Below are 26303 nucleotides of genomic sequence, written 5' to 3'. Positions count from 1 at the left end.
AATGAGGAATACCCGTGAGTGTTGCAATTTTAATACAGACGGAAAATGGATATAGATTATTTTGCCGTCATTCGGTGAATCAGGTCAGCAAATCCCTCACTCGCTCACGGACTATCTTGCCGCCGACATTGCGGGGAATTTCGTCGACGGTCCGGATAAGCCGCGGCGTCCCGTCGATGAGTCGCGCTGCGCAGAACGCGATCAGCTCCTCGCTTTCCACGGGTTCGCGCAGGACGACCGCCGCCCTGACCTCTTCCAGTCCGCCGGCGCCCGCAAAGCTGGTCACACCCGCGTCTTTCACCTGCGGGTGCGCCAGGAGCACCTGCTCGATCCTATCAGGGGCTATCTTGACCCCTCCGATGTTGATGAGATCGCCCACGCGTCCCGTGATCACCAGGCAGCCATCGGGCCTCACGAAGCCGACGTCTCCCGGATAGAACCAACGCTCTCCAGCGTCCGATGCGTTTCGATGGCCTATGTCCTCCCAGCGTCCCTGTGCCGTCGACCGCAATCGCAGGATTCCCTCATGACCCTGCGGTAGCGCCCGCCCGGCCCCGTCCAATGCCTCGATAGTGGCCCAGGGCAGCACTTGGCCGACCGCGCCCTCAACCGCCGGCAGCCGGTCCACCGGCGACCGGGCGATTTGCCCAGCCTCGGTCGTGCCATATTCCGAAATAATACGCCCGCCGAGCTTTGCCCGAGCGGTGGCTACAAGTTCGGACGTCAAGAGACTGCCGCCGACCTCGATGTGGCGCAGCGAGCCACATGGTACGAAGTGCTCGTTCTGGCATTCGACCAGCATCCGCAACTGATGCCCCGAACACACCAGATATTCGGCGCGATAGAGCGAGATCATATGCAGCGTCTCCCGGGCCACGTCCGAGAGCAGCAACGTCTTTCCGCCCCAAAGCGCTGTCAGGGCGACCGCGTAGCCCCAGGCGCCAGCAACGCTCATACCGCACATTACGATCTCGAAGTTTCCGCCGGCCATCGACATCGTCAACTGGGAAATCCACTGCTCCAGCACTCCCGGCGACAGCCAGACCGGCTTCGGTCGTCCGGTCGTGCCCGAGGACATCATGATGCAGCATTCATCGTCATCGTCGAACACCGGCGGTCGCGGCGTCGCCATGTCCGCCCCGCCGGCGAACCAATCGTCCGTGACGAGGAACTGCTTCACGCCAGGGCGGGGAGGCTCGATCCGCTCCGATGCGATCGCCTTAAGAGGCAGCGCTGCCGTCACGCTCACGTCGTCCCCCAACGCGACCGATACCAATCCTGAGCGTTGAAGGGCGATGAGCATGGCAAGATGTCGCGTGGGATTACCGACACGGATGCCGACGACATCACCCTTGGCGAGTTCCGCCTGCGCGAGCCGTATTTCGATCGCTCTCAACACGCGCGCCAGCATGCCGTAGGTTACGACCCGGTCGACGAGGACAACGGCAGGCCGTTCAGGCTCGACACGAGCATGGTAGAGCAGCGTATCGACGAAACCCATTTGTGCTCCTTGGCGTAGTGTTGACCACGCCATTCAGGCCGCGATCCGGCACAATTGCAAGCGCCGCTGATCCGGCATTTTAACAACAGAGAGCGAATGTCCGCTCAGGGTCATCGCGTCGTTTCGACCTTGGGCCAGCCACTTCCGATCTACCCCCGGTAAACGGACATTCTCAGGATGGGCCGTCAAATCTCAAATGTGCCACAACCGGGCTTGGGGCCGCGTCTGGGCAAACGCCCGATCTCCACTTTATCCCTGATAGCGGACATCACCGACCGCGGGCGCGAAGCAGTCCGCCATGACCCGCGACGCAGGTCTGCAAAGGACTTCGTCGCTTCTAGCGCGGCGGCGCGGGTGCCGCCGGCGGCACGCTCTCGATCAGCTTGCCGGTAAACACGATCGGGCCGGTGGCGACGCCGGTCGGCGAGCCGCCTTCCGGCTCGACCGTCACGGCATAGGTCGCCTTGTTCACCGTGTCGGTGTCGTAGGACGCCAGCGCCGGCCGCATCGTGAAATCGTTGCCGCCGATCACGCCCAGCGAACGCGGCCGCTGCAGCTTGTCGGAAACCAGCCACAGCTCATAGCTCTTGCCGGGCTCGGGGGTCGCGCCGACCCGGCGCACCGTGAAGTTCTTGGTGGTGCCGTCTACCGTGAGGATGAAGGCGGGCGAGCCGCTGTCCTTCTGCAGCAGGGCGACATATTGCGCCGACGGCGTCGGGGCAACCGGCGTCTTCACTTCGACGACCCGGGTCCGCACCTTCGGGCGCAGGCCGTCGGGCAGCAGATCCGGCTGGTAAAGCTGGGTCGCGATCATCGCCACCAATGCCGCGGCCATCGCGGTCGTGAGCGTCGCGATGTTGCGCCAGCGCCGGGCCTGTGCGGACAGCCGGATGACGTTGGAGGTGTCGACGGGTGCAGCGGGCGCGCTGACCTCGGGCGCCGCCGGCGGTGGCGGCGCTTCGGGAAGCACCAGCGGCGACTGCGGCTCGGAATGTCCTATCGCGGTCTTGATCTTGTCCCAGACCTCGGGCCTCGGCTCGATCGATCCGACCATCTGGTTGAGGACGCCGAGCTTCTGCTGCCACGCCTCGACCATCGCCGTGAAGTCCTTGTCGACGGACATCATGGTCTCGACCTGCGCGCGCTCGTCGGCATCGAGGGTGCCGAGGGCATATTCCGCGGCGAGCGCGATATGGTCTTCGCTGTAGGCCATCATCTAAAGTCCAAGATCTCCTAAAGCCCAAATCCTCTAAAGACCGAGACACTCCCGGATATCCATCATGCTGCGGCGCAGCCATGTCTTCACCGTATTCACCGGCGTCTCGAACTTCGCCGCCAGCTGCTCGCGGCTCCAGCCGTTGTAATAGGCCAGCAGCACCAGCTTCTGCCGGTCCGGCTCGAGCCGGCCGACGCATTCCAGGAGTCGCTTCAGCTCCTCCGTCATCTCCCGGCGCGCCAGCGGATCCGGGCTGTCGGCGGCCACTTCCATGGCCGACGGCTCCTCTTCGATCGAGACTTCGCTGCGCTTGCGCACGATGTCGATGGCCCGGTTGCGGGCGATCGACGCCATCCACGTGATCGGCGACGACAGGCCGGGATTGAATTGCCCGGCGCCGTTCCAGATCCTGACGTAAGCCTCCTGGAGCACCTCCTCGGCGAGATCCTGTCGCCGCAAGATACGCAGCACCACGCCGAAGAGTTTCGCGCGCGTCGCCGCGTAGAGCCGCTCGAAAGCGGCCTGATCCCCCTTGGCAACGGCGGCAATCAGCCAGACCAACTCAGCCGGCGTCAGCATTCAGCGTCCCCAAATCGCGATGCCCCATCGCTTCTCACATACCGGAGCGGCAGTCCTGACATGTCAGTATCATACCTCGCGCCGGAGCGGGCCACCAAGTCGCCGCTCACAGGCCTGTGGACATTCCAACGACAAACCCGCCAACGACAAACCCGGACCTTGCGGCCCGGGTTCTGGATCTTGCCGAAATGTCGGAATCGAAGCCGTCAGGCAACCGCCCCGATGCGGGCGCGCATCAGGCCGATACTGTCGAGATCGGCCTGTTCCCGGGCTTTCTCCTCGGCCCGTTCGCGGGCCTGGTCGCGCTCGTCCAGGAGCTCGACCTTCTTGAGTTCGTCGAACGCCTCGCCCAACAGGCTCTTGGCGTCTTCGAGCTGGATCCGCAATTCGTCGGCCGAGCGGGTCAGGTTTTCACGCCGCTGGATCGCGGCCTTGGCATAGGTCGGATAGGCGAAATGCGTGGGATCGTTGATCCCGGCGCGCTCCTGTTCGGTCTGGATTTCGCGCTCCAGGTCGACCGACATCCGCTGGAAATCGGCGATCATGCCCTCGATCTGGGCGACCCTTCGGCGCTTTTCGTCGACCTGAAATTTCTTCAGGCGGATCAGCGTTTCACGTGACTTCATCGACTCATACTCCCCAGAAGTCCCGGCCTGAATGCGGGACGGAACCGGCACCCCTCAGGGGCCCCGCCGGTGCAACTCGTTGTGTGGCGCGGATGATGGCCTGACAAAGTTAGCGTTCCGTTTCCAAGTCCTTCAGGATTTGCTCAAGCTGCCGATAGCCCTCGTTCAGGCCGGTGGTCTCGTCCTTGGCCTGGCGCAGGAAGCTTTCCAGGGGTTCGTGCAGCCGGATCGCCTCGTCGACCTCGGCGCTGGAGCCCTGGCGATAGGCCCCTAGCCGGATCAGTTCCTCCATGTCGGCATAGGTCGCCATCACCTGGCGGGCCCGGGTAATGGCAGGCAGATGGGCCGGATCGGCCGATTTCGGCATGGTGCGGGAGACCGATTTGAGAATGTTGATCGCCGGATAGCGGCCGCGCTCGGCGATCGCGCGCTGCATCACGATATGGCCGTCGAGAATGCCGCGGACCGCGTCGGCGATCGGCTCATTATGATCGTCGCCGTCCACCAGCACCGTAAAGATGCCGGTGATGGTGCCGGCGCCGATCCCCGGTCCGGCCCGCTCGAGCAGCTTCGGCAGCTCGGTGAACACGGTCGGCGTATAGCCCTTGGCGGTCGGCGGCTCGCCCGCCGACAGGCCGATTTCGCGCTGCGCCATGGCAAAGCGCGTCACCGAATCCATCAGGCACAGCACGTCCTTGTCCTCGTCGCGGAAATATTCCGCGATAGCCAAGGTCAGATAGGCCGCCTGCCGCCGCATCAGCGCAGGCTCATCCGAGGTCGCCACCACCACCACCGAGCGCGCCAGGCCCTCCTCGCCGAGGTCATCCTGCAGGAATTCCTGCACCTCGCGGCCGCGTTCGCCGACTAGGCCGATCACGGTGATGTCGGCGTCGACATTGCGCGCCAGCATCGACAGCAGCACCGATTTGCCGACGCCGGAGCCGGCGAAGATGCCGAGCCGCTGGCCACGACAACAGGTGAGAAAGGTATTGAGCGAGCGCACGCCGAGATCGAGCGGCGCACCGACCCGCTTGCGCGAATGCGCCGGCGGCGGCGAGTTGCGATAGGGCATTGGCGAGGCGCCCTGCGCCAACGGCCCCTTGCCGTCGATCGGCTCGCCCATCGCGTTGATGACGCGGCCGAGCCAGGACGGCGAAGGCCGCACCTGGCTTGCGGCATTGGCGATCACCGCCCGGCAGCCACGGCGCACACCTTCGAGGCCGGCGAACGGCATCACCACGGCGTTGTTGCCGGAAAAGCCGATGACCTCGGAGGGAATGAAACGGTTGCCGCCGGTATCGATGACGATGCGGGCGCCGACCGACATCGCGTGGATCGGCCCCGCGATCTCGACCATCAGGCCGCGGACGCCCACAACCCGGCCATATATATTGACGCCGTCGATGTCGCAGATCTGTTCGGCGAGGGCCTTCATTGCGAAAACCTTAAGTTTAAGCGCTTTAGGGCCCTGCCCTTAACTTCGTGTTTACCCGCATCGTTAATCATTGCGTCACTGTCTTTGGTGACTGAGAGCGCTCGCCCATCAGAAGAAGGACGAGTCGCAAGAGTCGGTTAGGCCCGTCTCTTAATGTGAAAACTGAACGGGAGTGGTTACGAAAACCTGCTTCACCGCAATATCTTAGGGCGATTCGATGAAAATTGCACTGAAAGACCTTGCGAACAGGAATCAGATTTTGTTAACCATATGTCGTCAGGATCCGAATCAGTTGTTCAAAGGCGTTTTGAGTGCCGCAAGTGCGGCCGACCTGACGCCCGGAGCGGCGACTATAGGGGACTGGCATGCGCGTTTTGCTGATAGAAGATGACAGCGCCGTTGCGCAGTCGATCGAGCTGATGCTCAAATCCGAGAGCTTCAACGTCTACACGACGGATCTCGGAGAGGAAGGCGTCGATCTCGGCAAACTTTACGACTACGACATTATCCTTCTCGACCTCAATTTGCCCGACATGTCCGGCTACGACGTGCTCAAGCAGCTTCGGGTGTCGAAGATCAAAACCCCCATTCTGATCCTCTCCGGGCTCGCCGGCATCGAGGACAAGGTCAAGGGTCTCGGCGTCGGCGCCGACGACTACATGACCAAGCCCTTCCACAAGGACGAACTGGTCGCCCGCATTCATGCGATCGTGCGCCGTTCCAAGGGCCATGCCCAGTCGGTGATCCAGACCGGCGATCTCGTGGTCAATCTCGACACCAAGACGGTGGAAGTCGGCGGCCAGCGCGTGCATCTGACGGGCAAGGAATACCAGATGCTGGAGCTGCTCTCGCTCCGCAAGGGCACCACGCTGACCAAGGAAATGTTCCTCAACCATCTCTATGGCGGGATGGACGAGCCGGAACTGAAGATCATCGACGTCTTCATCTGCAAGCTGCGCAAGAAGCTCGCCAACGCTTCCGAAGGCCGCAACTTCATCGAGACCGTCTGGGGCCGCGGCTACGTGCTGCGCGAGCCGCACGAGGTCGAAGAGCGGATCCCCGCCTGATCGAAGAGTTCTACCCGAGGGCCCGTCTGGCTCTCTCCTCCCCGACTGGACCCCGCCGCAAATGGCGGGGTTTTTGTTTGTGGGGGTCAGAAGCGCGGATGGACGCGGCAGCCAGCTTTGCCCTACAGCGTCTTCAGATACTCGATCAGGTCGAACCGCTCGTCCTCGGTCAGCATCCGGCCGATCACGCCGTTCTTGCCCGGCCCCGGCGTTCCCTCCAGCGAATGGCCGAGAACGCTGTTGCCGTGGATCGGCTTGCCGTCGCCGTCCGTCATCGAGAACAGGGTTTCGCCGGTCTTGCAGGATGTGGCGACGCGAAAACCGACGTGCTCCGGATCGAAGTCGCGGGCGCCCATGCAGAACTGCTTCGGACGCTCGGCCGCGGGCTTGAGCATCCAGTACAACGAGGGCACCGAACCGTTGTGGAGATAGGGAGCGGTCGCCCAGACGCCGTTCAGCGGGCGCGCACGATAATGCGGTCCGTTTGGCGCGGTATTGGGACAATTCTTACGCGGCCCCCACAGCGCGGCCTGATCCGCCTCCGAAAGCTTGCGGTCCTTCATCCATTTGTCGCTGACCTTGTCCACCACGATCATCAGCGCGATGGCGAACGGCATCTCCGTCGAAGAATAGGCGGGAAGATCGGCACATTTCCCCCGCGAGTCGAGGTCGCGTGCGGGCTGCAGGTTTAAGAAGCCGGGAATCTCGACCGACCGCTTTGCGAGAACATTGGCCTGGGCGGGATCCGTTCCCATGCCGGCCACGCCCTTCTGGACCGGGTTCAGCACGGGATTGGCGCTGTCGCGGTTCCTCCAGCGATCCGAGGTCCAGAAGCTCTTGTCCGGGAATTGCGTGTCGAATACGGGGTCGGCGACCGGTCCGAGATGGCACTCGACGCAGATCTCCGCGTAAATCGCGCGGCCCCTGGCGACGCGCTCGGGTTTGATCTTCCATGCCGGATCGCTGGCGAAGATTTTTGCCGGCCATTCCGGCGATTTCAGCCCGGCAAAACCTTTGGGATTTTGGCGAAGAGGATCGGGACCGCGCAACATGTCTTCGATGTAGACGAGATTGTTGAGGGCGACGGAGGAGCGGAACAACGCCTCCGGCGGAGGATTGGGCGAAAGATTGACCAGCGCGGAAACGCCGAGCGCCTCGCCGGCGTTGCGGATCAGAGGCTGCTCGATCGAGGCGTCGTATTGCGCCCACCACAACCACGGCACGGTCCAGATCGGCGGGAAACTGACCGGCGCATCAACCGCGTAAAGGTTCTTTTCATATCCGGCGAGACCCGACATCACGAGGTCGGTGTAGAAGACCTGATTGCCGATCCGGTTCAGCGCGTCGAGCCGCCCGAATCCTTCCTCGGTATCCTTCTGCTTGTTGCCGTCGAACCCTTTCCTGCTGTCGATCGCCTTCTGATAGATCTTGATCTGGGCAAGCAGGAAGTCGCGAATCTGCGTCAGCTCTTTCTTGAGCTTGTCACGCTCGTCCTTGCCGGCGTCGGGACCGAGTACCCGCGTCGCGAAGCGGTTGAAGCGGCCGGGCACCCACGTGGTGTAGGCAATGGACAGGCCGGTCGCGAGCTCGAGCTTTTTCAGGTTCACCGTGGCCGGGCCGCCGTCATAGCGCACGCTGACGCCCTTGTAATTGATATGCCCGGTGTGACAGGCCGCACAAGTCAGCCCGATCTTGTCGGCCTCGGGGGCGCCGGTGCCGGGGTTGGTGACCCCGTTCATTCGCGCGAAACCGACCGGCAGGCCGTCGAAATTCTCCGCTGGCGTCGGCTGCAAACCCGCCGCCAATTTCGGCGCCGGCTCGGTCCTGGCATCGAACGCGGCTGAATAGCCAAAGCGGCGCAGGCTCGCGGCGTCGGTATCGACGGATTTGGGGCTTGGAAGAAAGCCGAACCGCTCGAGGTAAGCGCTGTCGGCGAGCATGCCGGGCCGGGTGAACAAATGAATGCCTGGCTGTTCCAGCGCGAGAAACCAGGCATAGGGCACCGGGAAGGTCGCCGTGCCCTGGCTTGCATGGTGGAACCAGTGCCTCCTCTCCGTCGGCCAGTTCTGGTCGAGCCAATGCGCTTCCTTCGCCGGGGCGCTGTCCGGCAGCGGCGGCGGCAGCACCTGCGCCAGCGGCGGCACGATCTTGCCGACCTGGTTGGGAAATTCGGCGATCGCCACGATCGCCACGATCGCCGCGATCGCCAATGCCGCCAGCCAAACCGCGACTTTGAGGGCCTTGCGCAACGGACCGTGAGCCGGCGCCGTTGCCGGCTGCGAGGCCAGGCGCGCGTTGATGCGGTCGGGCAGCCGGCGGTCGACGAACAGCGTCCTGACCTCCGCCACGCTGAGGTAGCGGCCCTTGCCCTCACCCTTGCCCATGATATCGAGCAAGACCGGCCATTCGCCGTTCATCAGCAGCCGGTCGAACCAGCGCCGGTGCCCCTTGGCGCGCGCGAAATTCGCGTTCATGTAGGTCGTGATCTCGCTGCTCGTCAGCCCGACCTCGACTCCGCCGGACGGATCCTGCCGTTCCTTTCCGAATCCGGCGAGACGGGCGATTTCGCTCTCATGCACCTTGGCGTTCGCGTCGAGGATGCGCGAACCGACGCCATGCTTGTCCAGGGGACCATTGCGGAGCGCGTCGAGCACTGCGCCTGACCACCAGCTGCGCAACAGGCGCAAGGGGCTGAGGCCGTTGGCGATCAGGGCGACCGGGTAGGTCTTCAGGCCGACCAGTGTCTTCTGCAGTCCGGTCTTGCCGCTGGCGGCCTCGACGGTCCTGCACAGCTCCGGGATCGGCACGATGTGGCCGCCGACGAATCCTTCCGCCACGACGGCGCGCAGGAAGGGGCACGGATTGTTGGGCGAAACCGCAAGCTGCGAAACAGCGGCGCCGCCCGCCCTATGAAGGCTGTCGTCTTGCATGGATCTGAATCCTGAAAAGTCGAATTCCTGAAACGCATTATGAAAATATGAAACTGCCTCGCCCTGATTTGAAAAGGCGAATTCGCCCTGCGGCACGCTACCTTAGGCTGCAACGGAGTTTTGGCGGAATCCGAATCCGAGTCAACCAGAGGCATGGGCCGGAACAGCGTTGCCCACGGGCCTCGTGCGTCGGCCGGGGACTGCTTCGGCCTCACCGGGCCGGATTCCTAATGCTTGCGCGCGCCGGCCGCGCCTTAGGTATTGGCGGTCCGCTTCGAGCCGGACCCGACGAGGGTCAGGTTGCGCAGGGGAACGCCGGCTTTCAGAAGCCCGTCCCGGTAGTGGGCGGTGTCGGCCGGGGATTTCCAGCGGAAATTCTTCAGGTGCCGTTCGACGGTGAGGCCCGGAAAGCTGCCGAGCAGGACTTGGACGGCCTTGGCTGCTTCCTCGGTCCGATCCAATTGCGCCAGCGCCGCCGCCCGGACACAGAGCACCTGAAGATGATTGGGGTTCATGTACAGGGCTTCGCGGGCCCAGGACAGCGACGCATCATATTGCCGGAGCAGGTAGTGGCTGAACGCACTCAAGGCCGGCCACTGATACCGCGGGTCGCTGTTGCCGCGCTGCACGGCCGTCGAAAACAGTTCGATGGCCTGCCGATGTTCGCCGATCACGAGGTGACAGATGCCGAGCACGCCGCGCGCGCCCATGTCGTAGGGGTTCAATTCGACCGCCTTGCGCGCGGCGTCCATGGCGGCGTCGTGATAGCCCTCCATCGCCTGCACATAGGCCAGAATCGAAAATGCGAACGACGAACGCGGATCGAGCCGGACGCTGCTTTCCGCCAGTTCCATCGCCTCGCGCCATAATTCGCTGGTGCTCTTGATCCAGCCGAACTGCACGCCCTGCACCAGGATGGTGGCGAGATAGGCGCGCGCGATCGAAAGCGCCGGATCGAGCGCGATCGCCTCCCGGAACAATTCGATCGAGGCTTCGTAATCCGCCTTGGTCGGCTTGTAGTAATGAGAGAGCCCGCGCAGGAACCGGTCCCACGCAGTCAGATCGGTGGACGACGACCGCGCCGGCGCGGAAGCTTCGGCGCGATAGATCTCCGGGGCCAATGCCGCGCAGAGATTGGTGGTGATTTCGTCCTGCATGGCGAACAGATCGCCGATGTCGCGGTCATAGCGGCCGGCCCATATTTGCTCGCCATTCTCGGGAGCGATCAGCTCGGCGGTGACGCGAACCTTGCTTCCGGCGCGGCGCACCGAACCCTGGATCAGATAGGTTGCGTCGATTTCCCGCGCGATCAGGCGGGTGCTCAGGCTCTTGCCCTTGAAGGCGAAGGTCGAGTTCCTGCTCAGCACCCGGTAAAACGACTGCAGCGACAGGGCGTGGATCAGGTCCTCGGTGAGACCATCGGAGAAATACTCGTCGGCGCTGTCACTGAGATTCGCAAATGGCAGCACGCCGACGATCGCTGTTCGGTATTGAGCGGGCAGGTTGGTCGCGGTCTTCTGCTCGCTGCCGGCGTCGTCATATCCGACCGGCTTCCAGGTCCAGACATGCACCGGTTCGGCGATGTTCTTGAAACGGTGCGTACCGGCATCGACGAAGGGAGCGCTGAGGTGCTTGCTGGCCTCATCGTAGGCCTTGGCCGAAACGGCCACCCCGCCGGGCGCGGCAATCGCCTCGAGGCGGACGGCGATGTTGACGCCGTCCCCGAACACCTCGTCCTCGTCGGCGATCACATCTCCCATGTGAACGCCGAGACGGAATTGCATCACCCGATCCGAAGGGAGCTGGTCGTTGCGCTCCACCATCAGCGCCTGCATGGCGATCCCGGACTCGATCGCGCTGACGACGCTCGGAAACTCCAGCAGGAAGCCGTCGCCGGTGTTCTTCACCAGCCGGCCGCCGTGATTGAGAATGATCGGATAGATCGCGCTTCGATGGGCCTTGAACGCGGCGTGGGTGCCTTCCTCGTCGGCCCCCATCATTCGCGAATAACCGGCAACGTCTGCGCAGACTATGGCCGCTAGGCGTCTCTCCATCTCCTGTGCCCCTGAACTCGCAGCCCTTAGGGTGGGTGGGTGGCCGGCTGACCGATTCCTGTTGCTTTTAAACCACCTGTCGCCGCCAGACGCCAGTTCGCATGTGTGTGACAGGCGGGAAACAGCGTTGCCGCCGCGCAAGGGGCGACCTCACTGTGGGAAAAAGTTCCCCAGCAGTCCTGCGGCTGGCCGAACCGGAACGGACGATCATCGATATTTTCGTCTAAAAATTGCGCAATAAGCTCACCGACGCCTCTGCCGGCGCCGTCATCTCAGCTACGCAGGCCCGGTGCTTCCTGGCCGGTGCGCGCAACATACTCCGTGTAGCCGCCGCCATACTGATGAATGCCGTCGGGCGTCAGTTCCAGCACCCGGTTGGACAGCGCGGCCAGGAAGTGCCGGTCGTGCGAGACGAACAGCATGGTGCCCTCGAATTCGGACAACGCGCCGATCAGCATCTCCTTGGTCGCCATGTCCAGGTGGTTGGTGGGCTCGTCCAGCACCAGGAAGTTCGGCGGGTCGAACAGCATCTTCGCCATCACCAGCCGCGCCTTCTCGCCGCCCGACAACACCCGGCACTTCTTCTCCACGTCGTCGCCGGAGAATCCGAAGCAGCCGGCCAGCGCGCGCAAGCTGCCCTGCCCGGCCTGCGGAAACGAGTCCTCCAGCCACTCGAACACCGTGCGCTCGCCGTCCAGCAGGTCCATGGCGTGCTGGGCGAAGTAACCCATCTTCACGCTGCCGCCGAGCGCCACCGTGCCGTCGTCCGGCTCGGTGGAGCCCGCCACCAGCTTCAGCAGCGTGGACTTGCCGGCGCCGTTGACGCCCATCACGCACCAGCGCTCCCTGCGGCGCACCTGGAAGTCCAGCCCGTCATAGATGCTGCGGCTGCCATAACCCTTCTGCACATTTTTCAGGCTGACGACGTCCTCGCCCGAACGCGGCGCCGGCAGGAAATCGAACGCCACCGTCTGGCGGCGCCGCGGCGGCTCCACCCGCTCGATCTTCTCCAGCTTCTTGACCCGGCTCTGCACCTGGGCGGCGTGCGAGGCACGCGCCTTGAAGCGCTCAATGAAGTTGATCTCCTTGGCGAGCATCGCCTGCTGGCGCTCGAACTGGGCCTGCTGCTGCTTCTCGCTCAGGGCGCGCTGCTGCTCGTAGAACTCGTAATTGCCCGAATAGGTGGTCAGCTGACCGCCGTCGATCTCCACCACCTTGTCGATGATGCGGTTCATGAACTCGCGGTCGTGCGAGGTCATCAGCAGCAAACCCTCGTACCCCCTCAGGAACTGCTCGAGCCAGATCAGGCTCTCGAGGTCGAGATGGTTGCTCGGTTCGTCCAGCAGCATGGCGTCGGGACGCATCAGGAGGATGCGGGCCAGCGCCACGCGCATCTTCCAGCCGCCCGACAGCGCGCCGACGTCGCCGTCCATCATCTCCTGGGTGAAGCTCAACCCGGCGAGCACCTCGCGCGCCCGCCCCTCCAGGGCGTAGCCGTCCAGTTCCTCGAAACGCCCCTGCACCTCGCCGTAGCGCTCGATGATCTCTTCCATCTCGTCCGCGCGGTCGGGATCGCCCATCGCGGCCTCGAGTTCCTTCAGCTCGGCCGCCACGGCGCTGACCGGGCCGGCGCCGTCCATCACCTCGGACACCGCACTGCGGCCGGACATCTCGCCGACGTCCTGGCTGAAATAGCCAATGGTAACGCCGCGATCGATGGACACCTGGCCCTCGTCGGGCTGCTCCTGGCCGGTGATCATCCGGAACAGCGTGGTCTTGCCGGACCCGTTGGGACCGACGAGGCCGACCTTCTCACCCCTCTGGAGCGCCGCGGAGGCCTCGATGAACAGGATCTGGTGGCCATTCTGCTTACTGATATTGTCGAGACGGATCATTTTTACCTGAGGGAAAGGGAAATTGTTGCGCCGCTCTTATTCCATGTGACGCGCCCAAGGAAGGGCATTCCGGGCGGCCCAGCTACCCGTTCCCATGCCCACAGAAGAAGGCTCCCGCCTGCCCGGCCGACCCTCGCCCAGATGGCGGGTTTTTGTTTGGGGATTGAACGCAGGCCTCGCGTGCGCCGACAGAGGGATCGTGCAACCCTGCGATGGCAGGACTGAGGGCGCCCAGGATGATTCTTCAATCTCTCGCCGGATTGCCGGCGTTTCTGGTCTATTTCTGCACGGCGCTGGTCGCCGTGCTCGCCTATCTCTTCGTCTACACCCGCGTCACGCAACACGATGAGTTCCAGCTGATCCGCGACAACGTGCCGTCGGCCGCAATCACGCTGGGCTTGAGCCTGCTCGGCTTCGTGCTGCCGGTGGTCAGCGCTATTGCGCACTCCGCCAATGTCGTGGATTGCCTGATCTGGAGCGCGATCGCGCTGATCGTTCAGATCGTCGTCTATTTCATGGTCAGGATACCGGTACCGAACCTGTCGGCGCGGATCGCAGCCGGCGAGCTCGCGCCTGCGATCTGGCTCGGGCTTGCCTCGCTCGCCGCCGGCGCGCTCAACGCGGCTTCGATGATCTATTGAGCATGGCCGAGAAACCAAAAAAGGATTTCGGGAGGCGCCGGCCGGTTGCGGTCCCCGCAGCGCCGCCCGCGAAACGCTCCAACCACGTGGCGCTGCTGTTGATGGGCACCCTTGCCGTCGGCGGTGGCGCCTATGCGCTGATGCCGAGCGAGAACTGCGAGCCGAACCAGCCGGGAATGGCGGCGCCGTCGGGAACGCAGACCGGCATCGAATGCCGGTCGCGCGGATCTTCATCCAGCCGCGGCTCGTCAGGCGGGACGTCGTCGCGCAGCGGCTTCTTCAGCAGCGATTCCTCGAGCCATGCGTCATCGGGCACTTCGCCGTCCGATTCCGGATCCGGCCATGTGACGCGCGGCGGCTTCGGTGGGTTTGCGCACGCCTTCAGCTCGCATTTTTCCGGCGGCGGCTAGCGGCCGGCCATGCAGCGTATCGCCTGCCCCGAGCGTGACGACTGGCGCCAGACCGCCGAGGCAACCGGGTTTGATTTCCACACCATCGATGGCGAGCGTTATTGGGACGAGCGCGCTTACTATGCGTTCACGCTCGATGAAATCGAACGCCGGATCGAAGACCCTACCGGCGAAATCGACGCCATGTGTCTCGAACTCGTCGGCCATGCGGTCGAGGACGAACGCATGCTGCGCCGGTTGAAGATACCGGAAGCGTTCTGGCCGCTGATCTCGGAAAGCTGGCGCAACGACGCCGGCAGCCTCTACGGCCGGCTCGATCTTTGTTTCGACGGGCGCGGGCCGGCGAAACTGCTGGAATTCAACGCCGACACGCCGACCTCGATCTTCGAGGCGGCGGTGTTTCAATGGAGCTGGCTGGAACAGGCGATCGAGCGGCGCATCATCCCCAAGCGCGCCGACCAGTTCAACTCGATCCACGAGCGCCTGATCGAGGCGTGGAAGAAACTCGCCGCGGGACGCCACCTGCACCTCACCGGCGTTACCGGAAATACCGAGGATGCCGGCACGCTGGCCTATCTCGAGGACACCGCGCGACAAGCGGGCCTGCCGACCACCCTGATCGACATCGAGGACATCGGGCTGCGCGACGACGGCCGCTTCGTCGATCTCGGCAACCGCGAAATCGAGCTGGCGTTCAAGCTCTATCCCTGGGAATGGATGTTTCACGATGCGTTCGGCGCCGGGCTCGCCAGGGCGCCGACCCGCTGGATCGAGCCGCCGTGGAAGGCCATCCTTTCCAACAAGGGCATTCTGCCGCTGCTGTGGGAGATGTTTCCGCATCATCCGAACTTGCTGCCGGCCTATTTCGAGGATGATCCGGAGGCCGCACGGCTCGGCACTTCCTTCGTGCGCAAACCGCTGTATTCCCGCGAGGGCGCCAACGTGGCGCTGGTCTCAAGCGGCGTCACGCTGGTGGAGCAGCAGGGACCGTACGGCGCCGAGGGATTTGTCCGCCAGGCCCTGGCGCCGTTGCCGAATTTTTCGGATCAGTATCCGGTGCTCGGCAGCTGGCTGATCGACCACACGCCGTGCGGATTATCGATCCGCGAGGACGAAAATCCGATTACCGGCAACACCTCGCGGTTCCTGCCGCATGCGATCCTGTAATCCCGTCTGGAGCGTTTTCCAGCTTGCCCGAACCAGTACGCTTCTCGCGGGGCCTCATGGTTCGAGACGCGCGAAGACGCGCTCCTCACCATGAGGGACTGAGACCTCATCCTGAGGAGCATCGCCAACGGGTCGCGCGAATGCGCGCCCGATGACAGGCTCCGCGATGCGTCTCGAAGGATGGAGCATCTGAAGTGGAAATGGCTCTATCGCGCGGCGGCGGCAACCAGCTTCAACGCAGCCGGCGCGGCGCCGGCGCGCACGGCCCGGGCCGCGTTCGGGCGGTAAAGCCCGCGCCGCTCCGGATAGGGCTTGAAGGCGTCGGTTATTCCGACCACCGACTCGGCCGCCCCCAGCGCCAGCACGCCGTCGGGTTCGAGCATCCTTGCAAGACGTTCGAAAATGCCGGTCTTGGTGTCCTGGTCGAAATAGATCAGGACGTTGCGGCAGAAGACCACATCGAAGGTTCCGAGATGGGAGAAGTCCTGCAGCAGGTTCAACTGTCGATGCTGCACCATGCCGCGAATGTCGGCATTGAGCTGCCACAGCTCCCCGGTCTGCTTGAAATACTTGACCAGCATCTGGATCGGCAGGCCGCGCTGCACCTCGAACTGGCTGTAGATTCCCGCCTTCGACTTCTCGAGCACTTCCTGCGACAGGTCGGTCGCAACGATCTCGACCCGCCATCCCGTCAAGCCGGCGAATTCCTTCACGCACATCGCGATCGAATACGGTTCCTGGCCGGTGGACGAAGCCGCGCACCAGATGCGCAAGGCGCGGCGGCTGGCGCGCGCCTGCACCAGCGCCGGCAGCACCGCTTCCTTCAGGTGATCGAACGGAATCTTGTCGCGGAAAAAGAACGTCTCGTTGGTGGTCATCGCCTCGACCACGTCCGACGTCAGCCGGTCGGCCCCGCCCCTGAGCCTGGCCACGAGTTCGGGAATTCCGGGCAGGCCGGTCCTTCGCGCCAGCGGAATCAATCGGCTTTCAACCAGATATTGCTTGTCGGCGGACAGGTCGAGGCCGGAACGTTCCTTCAGCATCTTGCGCAGAAACTCATAGTCCAACGGCGTCACGAGCGATCTCCCGAAAACAACCGGACCAGTTTCGGCGCGATCTGACCGAGCGGCAGGATGGCGGAGCAGATCCCCGCATTGGCGGCGGCGCCCGGCATTCCCCACACCACGCTGGTAGCCTCGTCCTGGGCGATCACGCTGCCGCCGGCCGCGACGATCTCCTTGCCGCCGCGCATCCCGTCCGAGCCCATGCCGGTGAGCACGACGGCCAGAATGCCGCCCTGCCAGACATCGATCGCGGAGCTGAACAGCGGATCGACGGCCGGCTTGCAGAAATTGACCGGCGGCCCGTCATCGAGCGCGATCGCGACATCGGTGCCGCGGCGCACGACCCGCATATGGCGGCCGCCCGGCGCGAGATAGATCCGGCCTGCCTTGACGATCTCGCCGTCGACGGCTTCATGCGCCGGCCGATGGCTCGAACGGGCCAGATGCTCCGCCAGGATCGTCGTGAAGGTCGGCGGCATGTGCTGGGTGATCAGCACCGGGAAACGATCGATCACCGCGCCGATCTCGCCGACCAGCGTCATCAACGCCTGCGGTCCGCCGGTCGAGGAACCGATCAGAAGCGCGCGCGGCGCGTGGCTGCTGAACGCGCGGCGCGCCAGCGGGGCAACCGGAGCCTGCAGCGGCCGTGACAACGGCCCGCGCGGCCGATCCGGCGCCGGAAGCGGATTTGTCGCATGCCCGGGAAGATTTGGCGAAGCCGGAACGTTGCGGCGCAGCTTGGCGCCGAGCGAACGGATCTTCTGGATCAGGTCGTGGTGAAAGGTTTCGGCGGCGGCTTGCTCGCGGGTGCTTTCCGGCTTCGGAATGTAGTCGGACGCTCCGAGCGACAGCGCCTTGAAGCTGATCTCCGCGTTGCGGCGGGTCAGCGTCGAAGCCATGATGATGATGAGGTTGCGCTTCTTCGCCAGCAGCAAGGGCAGCGCGGAAATGCCGTCGAGTTCGGGCATTTCGATATCGAGCACGGCGACATCGGGATTGACGCGCTCGATCTGGTTGACGGCGTCGAGCCCGGTGCGCAGCGATGCCGCGACCACCATGTCCGGTTCGGATCCGACCCAGCGGGAAATCAGTCCGCGGATGACGACGGAGTCATCGACCACCATCACCCGTAGCGGCTCCTGCTGCGTCGAATTCGAAGTCGGGGAACTTGCCAACGCAACACTCATTAATCACCGGACGCAACTGAAAGCGGCACTAGAAAAATATCGGGGGCCGTTCAGCCGCCGGGTCGAAACAGGCAGATCAGATCAGGCCGACTTCCTGGAACTTCGCGGTGACGATGTCCTTGTCGAACGGCTTCATGATGTATTCGTTGGCGCCGGCGTGAAGCGCGCGCGCAATGTGCGCGACGTCGTTTTCGGTGGTGCAGAACACCACCTTGGGCGCGTCGCCGCCGGGCATGCGGCGCAGATTGCCGAGGAATTCGTAGCCGTCCATGATCGGCATGTTCCAGTCGAGCAGGATCGCATCGGGCAGGCCGCGCTTGCAGGCCTCGAGCGCCTTCTCGCCGTCCTCGGCTTCGATGATCTGGAAGTCCAGGCCTTCCAGGATACGCCTTGCGACTTTTCGGATGACGCTGGAGTCATCGACAACAAGACATGTTCTCATATCAGCCTCTACTTCTTCCCTATCCCAAAGGGACGTTTCCACTCAGCTCTGTGCTTTGCCCGCCGCCGGTCACTATGCCGCCAGCAGGTCGGGCACGATTTCGAGAACGCGATCGACGTCGAGGACGACCATGAGCTGGCCGTCGAGGCGATGCACGCCGCCGGCGAGCTTGGCCATGCGGGGATCGAGGTTGACGGGGTTTTCCTCGCGGCCGTCGTCGTTGAGCTTGAGCACCTCGCCGATCTGGTCGATCAGGAGGCCGTAGGATTCGCCGCGCAGGTCGACGCCGACCGCCATCGGCGGCTTGCCGTCGTCGTTCTTCGGCAGGCCGAGCCGGGCGCGCATGTCCACCACGGTGACGATGCGGCCGCGCAGATTGAGCACGCCGGCGATCTCGCTCGACGACAGCGGCACCCGGGTCAGCCGTTCCGGCATGAACACGTCCTGGACCCGGGAGATCGGCAAGCCGAACAGCTGGCCGCCGATCATCGCGGTGACGTATTCGGAGACGGCGCCTTCGGTGCTCTGGATCTTGTCGGTCATGGTCTTCTTCCTTTAGGCCGCGGCCCGGGAGATCTCGGCGGTCTGTTCCTTCAGCGCGGCGATCAGGCCGGGGCGGTCGAACTTGGCGACGTAATCATGGAAGCCGGCCAGCCGGCCGCGCTCGATCGCCGCCGGCGACACCATCGAGGACAGCGCGATGATCGGCATCGCGTTCAGGTGCTGGTCGGCCCGGATAACTTCCGCGAACTCGAAGCCGTTCATGTCGGGCATCTCGATGTCGGTCAGCACCACGTCGAAGGCCTGGCCCGAACGCAGCGCGGAGAGGCCCTCCTGGGCGCTGGGCGCCACCCGCACCTTGTAGCCCGCGGCCTTCAGCACCGGCGCCAGCATGTTGCGGAAGAACGCGCTATCGTCGACCAAGAGCACCGACTGCGCCGATGCCGAGGGGCGCATCTCCTTGCGGGAGAACCAGTCGGCGAACGCCATCGGCAGGAAGTGGCCGACGTCGATCACTTCGGTGGCCTGGCCCTTGATCACGGCCGAGCCGAGAATGCCGTCCCTGGAGCCGGCGACCTCGATGTTGAGCCGTTCCTCGACGATGTCGATGATCTCGTCGACCACCAGCCCCATCGAGCGGCCGTCATCGGCGAACACCAGGATCGGCTGCGATCCGGAGCTCTGGACGCTGACGCCCTCCATCTGCACCAGCGGCATCAGCTGGTCGCGGTACTGCACCATGTAGCGGCCGTTACTGAGCTCGATCTTGTCGGTGGCGAGCTCCTCCAGCCGGGTGACGAGCCCGAGCGGCACCGCCTTGGGCTGGGTCGAGCCGGCGCGGAACACCAACAGCGAGGTCAGCTGCTCGGCGGCGTTGGCGCGGGACGCGGCGTTCTCGTCGGCGATTTCGTGGGAGGCCGAACCCGCGGCGCCGAGCGCTTTCGCGATGCCATTGGGATCGATGATCATGATCACGGCGCCATCGCCCAGGATGGTATTGCCGGAGAACATGTCGATGTGGCGCAGCTTGGTCGACATCGGCTTGACCACGATTTCTTCGGTGTGGAACACGCCGTCGACCACGATGCCGAAGGTCTGGCTGCCGACCTGCGTCACCACGATGAAGCCGTTCTCGGGATCGGAGGAGGAGCCGTCGTCGATCTTCAGGAGCTTCTTCAGATGCATCAGCGGCAACAGCTTGTTGCGCAGCCGCAACACCGCGGTGTCCTTGATGCGCTCGATGCGATGCTCGGAATTGGCCCGCGCCCGCACCAGTTCGACCACCGACAGCTGCGGGATGGCAAAGCGGTCGCCGGCGGCTTCCACGATCAGCGCGGAGACGATGGCGAGCGTCAGGGGAATCTTGATGGTGACGCTTGAGCCCTCGCCGGCCACCGACTTGACGTCGATGGTGCCGCCGATCTGGTCGATATTGGTGCGCACCACGTCCATGCCGACGCCGCGGCCGGATACCGAGGTGACCTGGGCTGCGGTCGAGAAGCCGGGCGCGAAGATGAACTTGTGGATCTGCGCTTCCGTCATCTTCTCGAGTTCGGCCTCGCTGACGAGGCCGTTGGCGACCGCCTTGGCCTTGATCCGCTCGGTGTTGAGGCCTCTTCCGTTGTCGGCGATGCAGATGATGATGTGGCCGCCCTCGTGATAGGCGGACAACCGGATGGTGCCCTGCTCGGGCTTGCCGGCCGCGGCGCGCTCGGCCGGGGTCTCCAGGCCATGGTCGGCGGAGTTGCGCACCATGTGCGTCAAGGGATCCTTGATCAGGTCGAGCACCTGGCGGTCGAGCTCGGTGTCGGCGCCGTGCATCTCCAGTTCGATCTGCTTGTTGAGTTCGCCGGAAAGGTCGCGCACGATCCGCGGCAGCTTCTGCCAGGCGTTGCCGATCGGCTGCATCCGCGTCTTCATGACGCCTTCCTGCAGCTCGGCGGTGACGTTGGACAGCCGCTGCAGCGGCACCTTGAACTCGGTGTCCTCGTTGCGCCTGGAGATCTCCAAGAGCTGGTTGCGGGTCAGCACCAGTTCCGACACCATCGTCATCAGGTGTTCCAGCGTGTCGACGTTGACGCGGATCGACTGGTTGGCGACGGAATTCTCGGCTGCTTCGGGATCGGCAGCAGTTCTTTTCTCGGCAATGGCTTTCTTCGCCGCCGGCTTCTTCTCTCCCGCTGGCGCGGCGTGCTGCGCGGGCGCGGGTTTGGGCGCGGGCGCCACGGGAGGCGCGGCCTCGATCGCGGTCTCGCGGAACGCGCGCTCCAGTTCATCCAGCGACACTTCGCCGGGACGCAGCGGACGTTCCAGGATCTGCGGCACCAGCGTGCCCTGCGCCACCGCGGGTGCTGCCGGCACTGGCTCGGCCGGCGGAGCCGACGCTGACACGATCGGCGGAGCCGACGCTGGCGCGATCGGCGGAGCCGACGCTGACAATCCCGGCTCGAAGGCGCGCATGCTCAGTTCGACCAGGGGATCGATCAGATCCTGGTCGGTGCCCTCGGGCTCGGCCTCGGTGGCCTCGAGCCCGGCGAGAATTTCCTTGATGCGATCGATGCTGGAGAGGATCAGCGAGACGGCTTCGGAGGTGACCGGCATTCCGTCGCGGAATTTGCCCATCAGCGTCTCGCCGGCATGGGCGAGCGCTTCGAGGCGCGGCAGGCCGAGAAAGCCGCAGGTACCCTTGATGGTGTGAACCAGGCGGAAAATATTATCCAGAATCTTGGCGTTGTTCGGATCCTGCTCGAACTTCACCAACTGGTTGTCGACCGTATCCAGGCTCTCGCTGGTCTCCGTCAGGAACTCCCGCAACAAATCATCCATGAAACCGGCCTTCGAACGCACCGGCGCGCGACATCGACGCGCCTTTCGCAGTTTGGCCAGCTTCTATGCAAAGCGTTTAATATTGGTTGAGCAAATGGAAAAGAACGGGCTCAACAAAGAGATAAGACGGCTTCATTGATTCCGGGGACCGCTGTAAACGGTTGGTTAACCATGTTTACGCGCGTCACGCCTCAGGAGGCGGTCACGACCACCGCTTCGCCCTCGGGTGCGAGCACCACATTCAAGCCGCAGGCCTGCGCCAGCAGCCGGGTATAATAAGGCTGCACGGCATGGGCATCGATGGTCGAGGCCGAGCCGGAACTCAGCATATCCGCGATATTCTGCGGCATGCGGGCGTTGAGCCCGGTGGCGGCGACGCGAAAGCCTGATGTCTCGCCTTCGCCGACCGGATCGACGGTCAGCACTCCGCCGCGCGGGATGGTCTGCTGCGCAATCACCATCATGTTGAGGAGCAGCTTGACCCGGTTTTTCGGCAGCAGCACCCGCGGCAGATTCCACGCGATCGTGGTCTTGGCGTCCTCGAGATGGCCGCGCGCCATGGTCTGCGCGTCACCGAGATCGATCTGCGCGCCCGCCGATCCGGCAGCGCCGAACGCCAGGCGGCAGAACTGCAGCCGCGCCGAGGCTGTCTTGGCGCTCTTGCGGATCAATTCGAGCGCAAACTCGCGATCTTCCGGTTTGGGATTGTCGTCGAGGACCTCAAGCCCATTGACGATGGCGCCGACCGGACTGATGAGATCGTGACAAACCCGCGAGCACAATAGCGCCGCCAGTTCGAGGGCGTCGGGGGCGGGACCGGGAGACGGGGTGCCGGACATAAGATGTTCCTGGAAATCCGTGACAGACGCGGACATGGCGAATCACGCATGCTCGCTGGCTTGATACACTGCGGACGCGCGTGCTGCCAACACAAGGCGGCCCAAGTGGAAAGACGACTGTAGATGACACCGCCCATGAATGAGGCACGTTCCTCAGGCCCCGTGATCGATCGCGATGCCGCAGCCGCGCTGATGGAGCCCCTGACCGATCTCGTGGTCCGGGCCGGGGCCGCTATTCTCGCGGTCAACCGGGCCGCGATGAGGATCGAAGGCAAGCTCGATGGATCGCCGGTAACGGAAGCCGATCTCGCCGCCGACCGGATCATCGGCGAAGGGCTCGCGCGGCTTGTTCCGGAGCTGCCGGCGCTGTCCGAGGAGCGCGTCCAACTGGCGAAGCCGCCCTATGGCGGCAGTTTCTTTCTGATCGATCCGCTCGACGGCACCAAGGAATTTGTCGCCGGCCGCGACGAATTCACGGTCAATCTCGCGCTGGTGACCAACGGCACGCCGCTGCTGGGCATCGTCGGCGCGCCAGCGCTGGGATTGATCTGGCGCGGGCTGGTCGGCCGGGGCGCGGAGCGGCTGATGGTCGGCGGCACGTCGCCGGGAGTGGCCGAACCGATCCATACCCGCAAGCATCCTCCGCCCGGCGCCCCCTGGATCGTGGCCGTCAGCCGCTCGCATGGCGATCCCCGGACCGAAGCCTTCATTTCGGCGCGGCCCGGCGCGGTCCGCGAGATGCTGGGCTCGGCGGTGAAATTCGGCCGGGTGGCGGAAGGCGGCGCCGACATCTATCCCCGCCTCGCCCCGACCAGCGAATGGGATGTCGCGGCCGGCCACGCCGTCGTTACCGCGGCCGGCGGCAGGATCACGGATAGCCGGGGTGCGGCGCTGCAATTCGGCGGCGGGCGGGAGGGCTTTCTCGTGCCGGAATTCATCGCCTGGGGCGATCCTGCCGTGGCGGGCAAACCGTGAGGTGTCATTCCGGGGCGCATCCAACGGGTCCGCGCAAGGCGCGGTCCTGTTGGATGCGAACTCCGGTGCGCAATCGCGCACCGGAGAATCTCGAGATTCCGGGTTCGGTGCTGCGCACCGCCCCGGAATGACAGCGTGTGCCCTATTGCGCGAGAGTCTGCTCCAGCGCCGGCCAGCGCGCCTTCGCCTCCCGCAGGATCGGCGCCGGGTCGGCGGCGAACGCGTCGCGGTTCTCTTCCCGGCCGAACAGATAAAGCCGCTGTCCCGCAATCGCCCAGAACCGGGGGTTGCCGGCATAGGTGACGCCGCGGGCCAGACCGGTGGGATCATAGCCGCCGAACTGGGGACCGTAGATCTCGGGATGGGCGACAAAGGAAGCGCGGTTGCCCTCGTTGCGGAAACGCCAGACCGCCCCCGCCTCCGACGCCTCGAAGTCCGGCCGGCCGAGTTCGGCGCGGCCGTCGGCGAAATAGGCCACCGGATCGTACCCCTCGATGGCCAGACCGCTGTAACGGTTCATGATCACCCGCTCGGTGGTCTGGGCCCGGGCCGCCGACGGCGTGCAGGCCAGCGCGACCAGGCCTGCAAGGCAGGCCAGCAAGCCGATCAAGGCTATTCCGGGGCGAAAACGCGCTCCGCGGCCGCTGCCATTTCCTTCCTGCCGTTGTGCCGTCATAGTTGGTACCGATAACATCCGAGTCGGGGGACACCGGACGCAACCTAAATCCATGCCTGTTGGCATCAGGTTAAGGCGGCAGCCGGGATACGATACCCAGGGGTTCTTTTATGATTTTCGCATCACGCCTCGCCGCGGTAGCGCTCGCCGCGCTGATGTGCTGGACCATGCCTGCTTCCGCGCAGCAGGCGCCGCCGCCGCAATTGCCGCCACCGCAACGCCAGCCGACCCCCAACACCTATGGGCCGGACGAACTGGTCAACGCCGGACACAAGTTCTTCGGCAACGTCTCGCGCGGGCTGGCTTCGGTGATCGAGCGCGCGGTGAGCCAATGGGGCCTGCCGAACGGTTACGTCCTTGGCGAGGAAGGTTCCGGCGCCTTTGTCGCCGGCCTGCGATACGGCGAAGGCACGCTCTACACCAAGAATGCCGGCGACTTGCGGGTGTACTGGCAGGGACCGTCGGTCGGCTTCGACTGGGGCGGCGACGGCGCACGCACCATGACGCTGGTCTATAACCTGCCCGCAACCAACGCGATCTACCAGCGCTTCGTCGGCATCGACGGCTCCGCCTATATCATCGGCGGCTTCGGCATGACCGCGCTGACCGCGAACAACATCGTGCTGGTGCCGATCCGCTCCGGGATCGGGCTGCGGCTCGGCGCCAATATCGGCTATCTGAAATTCACCCCGCGCGCGACCTGGAACCCGTTCTGACGCGCCTGTTTCCTGCCTGTTACCGCGCCAGCGCCGCTCCGGTTACCGATTCACGTTAACGCTGCAATAGGCTGGCCTTTCCCCTGCCCCCCATGGCATTGTGAACAGTAGAATTTTCTCGCAGGGGTATCCTCCATGATCGAGCCGATCATGTATCTGGCGATCGGTTTTCTGGTCTCGATGCTGTTCGGGCTGATGATCGTGCCGCTGGTGCATAACCGCGCGGTGCGGCTGACGACCCGGCGGCTGGAAGCGGCGACGCCGCTGTCGATGGCCGAAATCCAGGCCGACAAGGACCAGCTGCGCGCGGAATTCGCGATGTCGGCGCGGCGGCTCGAGATGAGCGTCGAACAGCTCAAGAACAAGACCACCAGCCAGCTCGCCGAACTCGGCAAGAAATCCGATGCGATCAATCGCATGAAGCTCGAGCTTGGCGAAAAGAACGCCACGATCTTTTCGCTCGAGGCGCGCGAGAAGGCGGTCAAGGAGCAGTTGCGGGCGACCGAAGAGGAATTCACCGCCAAGACCGAATCGCTGCGCGACGCCGAGCAGGCGCTCAAGGCCAAGCAGACCGAGCTGGCCAAACTCAACACCGAACTGTCCGAGCGTTCGATGACGGCGGAAAGCCGCCAGGTCGAACTGGTGGCGGTGCGGACCCAGATCGACGCGCTCAAGAACCGCGTCGGCGACGCCGAAAAGGATTTTGCCGCCACCCAAGCCCGGCTCGAACAGGAGCGCGCCGACTCCGAGAAGGCGACACGCGAACTCGCCGAGGCGCGCAGCCGCGTCGAGAATTTGAGCCAGCGCGTCACCGATCTCGATCGCCAGCTGATCGTCCAGGTCAAGGAAGCCGAAATGCTCGGCAACCGCGTCAACGATCTGGAAGCCCGCCTTGCCACCCAGGGCAAGCTTCTGGCCGAGCGCGACGTCGAAAACAACCAGCTGCGCCAGGCGTTGGCCGCCGCCGAACACGCGGCCAAGGAAGCGCGCGACGAACTCAACACCACCAACAGCGGCAAATGGCCGGCGCTGGAAAAGCTGAAGGCCGAAAAGGCCGCCGTCGAGGAACAGCTCACCGCCGCGCGCGACGAACGCGCCAAGCTGCAGCGCGACATCAACGCCATCCAGCAGCAGGCCGAAAGCTCATGGGCGACCGAGCGCATGGAAAATGCGCTGCTGCGCGAGCGCATCAACGATATCGCCGCCGAAGTGGCAAAGCTGGCGATGCAGCTCGAGGGGCCGAATTCGCCGATCGAGGCCATGCTGGCGGCGGAACCCGAGCCGCAGCCGAAGGCGGCGAAGGCCGCCAACGGCACCGCCGCCAATACCGGCGTTTCCGAAGGTGGCGGCACGCTGGCCGAGCGCATCCGGGCGCTGCAGTCCCACGCCTCCCGCGCCCGCCAGCAGCAGCCGGGCTGAAACTTCGTCATTCAGCCGGTAGCCGGACGGCCCTTGCAGCTTGACACTATGGCCCCGCACTTCGTAAATCGCGGGCAGCGACAGCGTGTCATGTTCGCCCAAGCGCCGTGTTCCGGCCCTTGATTCTGCACGAAAAT

General features: G+C 64.4%; 22 protein-coding genes. 6 read left to right on the top strand and 16 right to left on the bottom strand.

Going from position 1 to position 26303, the window contains the following annotated elements:
• Positions 1-79 precede the first annotated feature (79 nt).
• The 5 genes from KMZ68_RS06085 to fliI all read right to left on the bottom strand — a co-directional run bounded on the left by KMZ68_RS06085 (position 80) and on the right by fliI (position 5357).
• On the bottom strand, positions 80-1501 hold the full coding sequence (locus KMZ68_RS06085; RefSeq protein ID WP_215614941.1) for a class I adenylate-forming enzyme family protein: 1422 nt from the start codon (positions 1499-1501) through the stop codon (positions 80-82).
• Positions 1502-1838: 337 nt separating this feature from the next.
• Positions 1839-2714: an anti-sigma factor gene (locus KMZ68_RS06080; protein WP_215616215.1), complete on the bottom strand. Its 876-nt coding sequence runs from the start codon at positions 2712-2714 to the stop codon at positions 1839-1841.
• Positions 2715-2750: 36 nt separating this feature from the next.
• Positions 2751-3296: a sigma-70 family RNA polymerase sigma factor gene (locus tag KMZ68_RS06075; protein ID WP_215614940.1), complete on the bottom strand. Its 546-nt coding sequence runs from the start codon at positions 3294-3296 to the stop codon at positions 2751-2753.
• 206 nt (positions 3297-3502) lie between these two features.
• Positions 3503-3922 (bottom strand): flagellar export protein FliJ, encoded by a 420-nt coding sequence (gene fliJ, locus KMZ68_RS06070; RefSeq protein ID WP_215614939.1) that lies wholly within the window; start codon positions 3920-3922, stop codon positions 3503-3505.
• A gap of 109 nt (positions 3923-4031) precedes the next feature.
• On the bottom strand, positions 4032-5357 hold the full coding sequence (gene fliI / locus KMZ68_RS06065; RefSeq protein WP_215614938.1) for a flagellar protein export ATPase FliI: 1326 nt from the start codon (positions 5355-5357) through the stop codon (positions 4032-4034).
• Between the two features lie 365 nt (positions 5358-5722).
• On the opposite strand from fliI, the gene ctrA reads away from it, so the two are divergent.
• A complete protein-coding gene (ctrA, locus tag KMZ68_RS06060; protein ID WP_007600544.1) occupies positions 5723-6424 on the top strand; it encodes a response regulator transcription factor CtrA in 702 nt (233 codons plus the stop codon).
• A 122-nt stretch (positions 6425-6546) separates the two neighbouring features.
• Here the strand turns inward: ctrA and KMZ68_RS06055 are convergent, their stop codons facing one another.
• The 3 genes from KMZ68_RS06055 to KMZ68_RS06045 form a co-directional block, all read right to left on the bottom strand.
• The gene (locus KMZ68_RS06055; RefSeq protein ID WP_215614937.1) at positions 6547-9354 is read right to left on the bottom strand and encodes a di-heme-cytochrome C peroxidase; all 2808 of its coding nucleotides are present in this window, start codon (positions 9352-9354) and stop codon (positions 6547-6549) included.
• A 254-nt stretch (positions 9355-9608) separates the two neighbouring features.
• Positions 9609-11408 (bottom strand): adenylate/guanylate cyclase domain-containing protein, encoded by a 1800-nt coding sequence (locus KMZ68_RS06050; RefSeq protein WP_215614936.1) that lies wholly within the window; start codon positions 11406-11408, stop codon positions 9609-9611.
• Between the two features lie 272 nt (positions 11409-11680).
• Positions 11681-13303, bottom strand: coding sequence for an ABC-F family ATP-binding cassette domain-containing protein (locus tag KMZ68_RS06045; RefSeq protein WP_215614935.1), 1623 nt, complete (start codon positions 13301-13303; stop codon positions 11681-11683).
• Between the two features lie 236 nt (positions 13304-13539).
• On the opposite strand from KMZ68_RS06045, the gene KMZ68_RS06040 reads away from it, so the two are divergent.
• Positions 13540-13944, top strand: coding sequence for a DUF350 domain-containing protein (locus KMZ68_RS06040; protein WP_215614934.1), 405 nt, complete (start codon positions 13540-13542; stop codon positions 13942-13944).
• A gap of 130 nt (positions 13945-14074) precedes the next feature.
• On the opposite strand, the gene KMZ68_RS26210 is transcribed toward KMZ68_RS06040, so the two are convergent.
• Complete coding sequence (locus tag KMZ68_RS26210; RefSeq protein WP_215614933.1) at positions 14075-14260, bottom strand: hypothetical protein; 186 nt, start codon at positions 14258-14260, stop codon at positions 14075-14077.
• Between the two features lie 103 nt (positions 14261-14363).
• On the opposite strand from KMZ68_RS26210, the gene KMZ68_RS06030 reads away from it, so the two are divergent.
• Positions 14364-15521: a glutathionylspermidine synthase family protein gene (locus tag KMZ68_RS06030; RefSeq protein WP_215614932.1), complete on the top strand. Its 1158-nt coding sequence runs from the start codon at positions 14364-14366 to the stop codon at positions 15519-15521.
• A gap of 206 nt (positions 15522-15727) precedes the next feature.
• On the opposite strand, the gene KMZ68_RS06025 is transcribed toward KMZ68_RS06030, so the two are convergent.
• From KMZ68_RS06025 to chpT, 6 genes are all read right to left on the bottom strand, one after another.
• Positions 15728-16597, bottom strand: a complete 870-nt coding sequence (locus tag KMZ68_RS06025; protein ID WP_215614931.1) for a CheR family methyltransferase — start codon at positions 16595-16597, stop codon at positions 15728-15730.
• Positions 16594-17772 carry a protein-glutamate methylesterase/protein-glutamine glutaminase gene (locus KMZ68_RS06020; protein WP_215614930.1) on the bottom strand — a complete coding sequence of 393 codons (1179 nt, stop codon included), beginning with the start codon at positions 17770-17772 and terminating at the stop codon, positions 16594-16596. The genes KMZ68_RS06025 and KMZ68_RS06020 overlap by 4 nt, the downstream gene beginning before the upstream one ends.
• Before the next feature lie 76 nt (positions 17773-17848).
• The gene (locus KMZ68_RS06015) at positions 17849-18214 is read right to left on the bottom strand and encodes a response regulator (protein ID WP_215614929.1); all 366 of its coding nucleotides are present in this window, start codon (positions 18212-18214) and stop codon (positions 17849-17851) included.
• Between the two features lie 72 nt (positions 18215-18286).
• Entirely contained in the window at positions 18287-18757 is a 471-nt protein-coding gene (locus KMZ68_RS06010; RefSeq protein ID WP_215614928.1) for a chemotaxis protein CheW, read from the bottom strand.
• Between the two features lie 12 nt (positions 18758-18769).
• Positions 18770-21541 (bottom strand): hybrid sensor histidine kinase/response regulator, encoded by a 2772-nt coding sequence (locus tag KMZ68_RS06005; RefSeq protein WP_215614927.1) that lies wholly within the window; start codon positions 21539-21541, stop codon positions 18770-18772.
• Between the two features lie 191 nt (positions 21542-21732).
• Entirely contained in the window at positions 21733-22380 is a 648-nt protein-coding gene (chpT, locus tag KMZ68_RS06000) for a histidine phosphotransferase ChpT (RefSeq protein ID WP_215614926.1), read from the bottom strand.
• Positions 22381-22515: 135 nt separating this feature from the next.
• Here chpT and KMZ68_RS05995 point away from each other — a divergent pair, with 135 nt between their 5' ends.
• Positions 22516-23355, top strand: coding sequence for a 3'(2'),5'-bisphosphate nucleotidase CysQ family protein (locus tag KMZ68_RS05995; RefSeq protein WP_215614925.1), 840 nt, complete (start codon positions 22516-22518; stop codon positions 23353-23355).
• Positions 23356-23497: 142 nt separating this feature from the next.
• Here KMZ68_RS05995 and KMZ68_RS05990 read toward each other — a convergent pair whose 3' ends face one another.
• Positions 23498-24031, bottom strand: coding sequence for a YHS domain-containing (seleno)protein (locus KMZ68_RS05990; RefSeq protein WP_215614924.1), 534 nt, complete (start codon positions 24029-24031; stop codon positions 23498-23500).
• A gap of 110 nt (positions 24032-24141) precedes the next feature.
• Between KMZ68_RS05990 and KMZ68_RS05985 the strand changes: the two genes are divergently transcribed.
• Together KMZ68_RS05985 and KMZ68_RS05980 are read left to right on the top strand one after the other, a co-directional pair.
• Positions 24142-24747 (top strand): DUF1134 domain-containing protein, encoded by a 606-nt coding sequence (locus KMZ68_RS05985; protein ID WP_215614923.1) that lies wholly within the window; start codon positions 24142-24144, stop codon positions 24745-24747.
• Between the two features lie 135 nt (positions 24748-24882).
• Positions 24883-26166: a hypothetical protein gene (locus KMZ68_RS05980; RefSeq protein WP_215614922.1), complete on the top strand. Its 1284-nt coding sequence runs from the start codon at positions 24883-24885 to the stop codon at positions 26164-26166.
• Positions 26167-26303 lie beyond the last annotated feature (137 nt).

The organism is Bradyrhizobium sediminis, from assembly GCF_018736105.1.
In the GTDB taxonomy this organism is placed as follows: domain Bacteria; phylum Pseudomonadota; class Alphaproteobacteria; order Rhizobiales; family Xanthobacteraceae; genus Bradyrhizobium.
Note: the sequence above shows the minus strand (reverse complement) of the source record. Positions and strands in the feature narration are given on the sequence as shown.

Coding starts and splice junctions, on each gene's coding strand:
- KMZ68_RS05985 (WP_215614923.1), top strand. CDS start 24,142: ATGATTTTCGCATCACGCCTCGCCGCGGTAGCGCTCGCCGCGCTGATG.
- KMZ68_RS06045 (WP_215614935.1), bottom strand. CDS start 13,303: ATGATCCGTCTCGACAATATCAGTAAGCAGAATGGCCACCAGATCCTG.
- KMZ68_RS05980 (WP_215614922.1), top strand. CDS start 24,883: ATGATCGAGCCGATCATGTATCTGGCGATCGGTTTTCTGGTCTCGATG.
- fliJ (WP_215614939.1), bottom strand. CDS start 3,922: ATGAAGTCACGTGAAACGCTGATCCGCCTGAAGAAATTTCAGGTCGAC.
- KMZ68_RS06080 (WP_215616215.1), bottom strand. CDS start 2,714: ATGGCCTACAGCGAAGACCATATCGCGCTCGCCGCGGAATATGCCCTC.
- KMZ68_RS06085 (WP_215614941.1), bottom strand. CDS start 1,501: ATGGGTTTCGTCGATACGCTGCTCTACCATGCTCGTGTCGAGCCTGAA.
- fliI (WP_215614938.1), bottom strand. CDS start 5,357: ATGAAGGCCCTCGCCGAACAGATCTGCGACATCGACGGCGTCAATATA.
- KMZ68_RS06030 (WP_215614932.1), top strand. CDS start 14,364: ATGCAGCGTATCGCCTGCCCCGAGCGTGACGACTGGCGCCAGACCGCC.
- KMZ68_RS06050 (WP_215614936.1), bottom strand. CDS start 11,408: ATGGAGAGACGCCTAGCGGCCATAGTCTGCGCAGACGTTGCCGGTTAT.
- KMZ68_RS05995 (WP_215614925.1), top strand. CDS start 22,516: ATGAATGAGGCACGTTCCTCAGGCCCCGTGATCGATCGCGATGCCGCA.
- KMZ68_RS06075 (WP_215614940.1), bottom strand. CDS start 3,296: ATGCTGACGCCGGCTGAGTTGGTCTGGCTGATTGCCGCCGTTGCCAAG.
- chpT (WP_215614926.1), bottom strand. CDS start 22,380: ATGTCCGGCACCCCGTCTCCCGGTCCCGCCCCCGACGCCCTCGAACTG.
- KMZ68_RS06015 (WP_215614929.1), bottom strand. CDS start 18,214: ATGAGAACATGTCTTGTTGTCGATGACTCCAGCGTCATCCGAAAAGTC.
- ctrA (WP_007600544.1), top strand. CDS start 5,723: ATGCGCGTTTTGCTGATAGAAGATGACAGCGCCGTTGCGCAGTCGATC.
- KMZ68_RS06010 (WP_215614928.1), bottom strand. CDS start 18,757: ATGACCGACAAGATCCAGAGCACCGAAGGCGCCGTCTCCGAATACGTC.
- KMZ68_RS06020 (WP_215614930.1), bottom strand. CDS start 17,772: ATGAGTGTTGCGTTGGCAAGTTCCCCGACTTCGAATTCGACGCAGCAG.
- KMZ68_RS05990 (WP_215614924.1), bottom strand. CDS start 24,031: ATGACGGCACAACGGCAGGAAGGAAATGGCAGCGGCCGCGGAGCGCGT.
- KMZ68_RS06055 (WP_215614937.1), bottom strand. CDS start 9,354: ATGCAAGACGACAGCCTTCATAGGGCGGGCGGCGCCGCTGTTTCGCAG.
- KMZ68_RS06040 (WP_215614934.1), top strand. CDS start 13,540: ATGATTCTTCAATCTCTCGCCGGATTGCCGGCGTTTCTGGTCTATTTC.
- KMZ68_RS06005 (WP_215614927.1), bottom strand. CDS start 21,541: ATGGATGATTTGTTGCGGGAGTTCCTGACGGAGACCAGCGAGAGCCTG.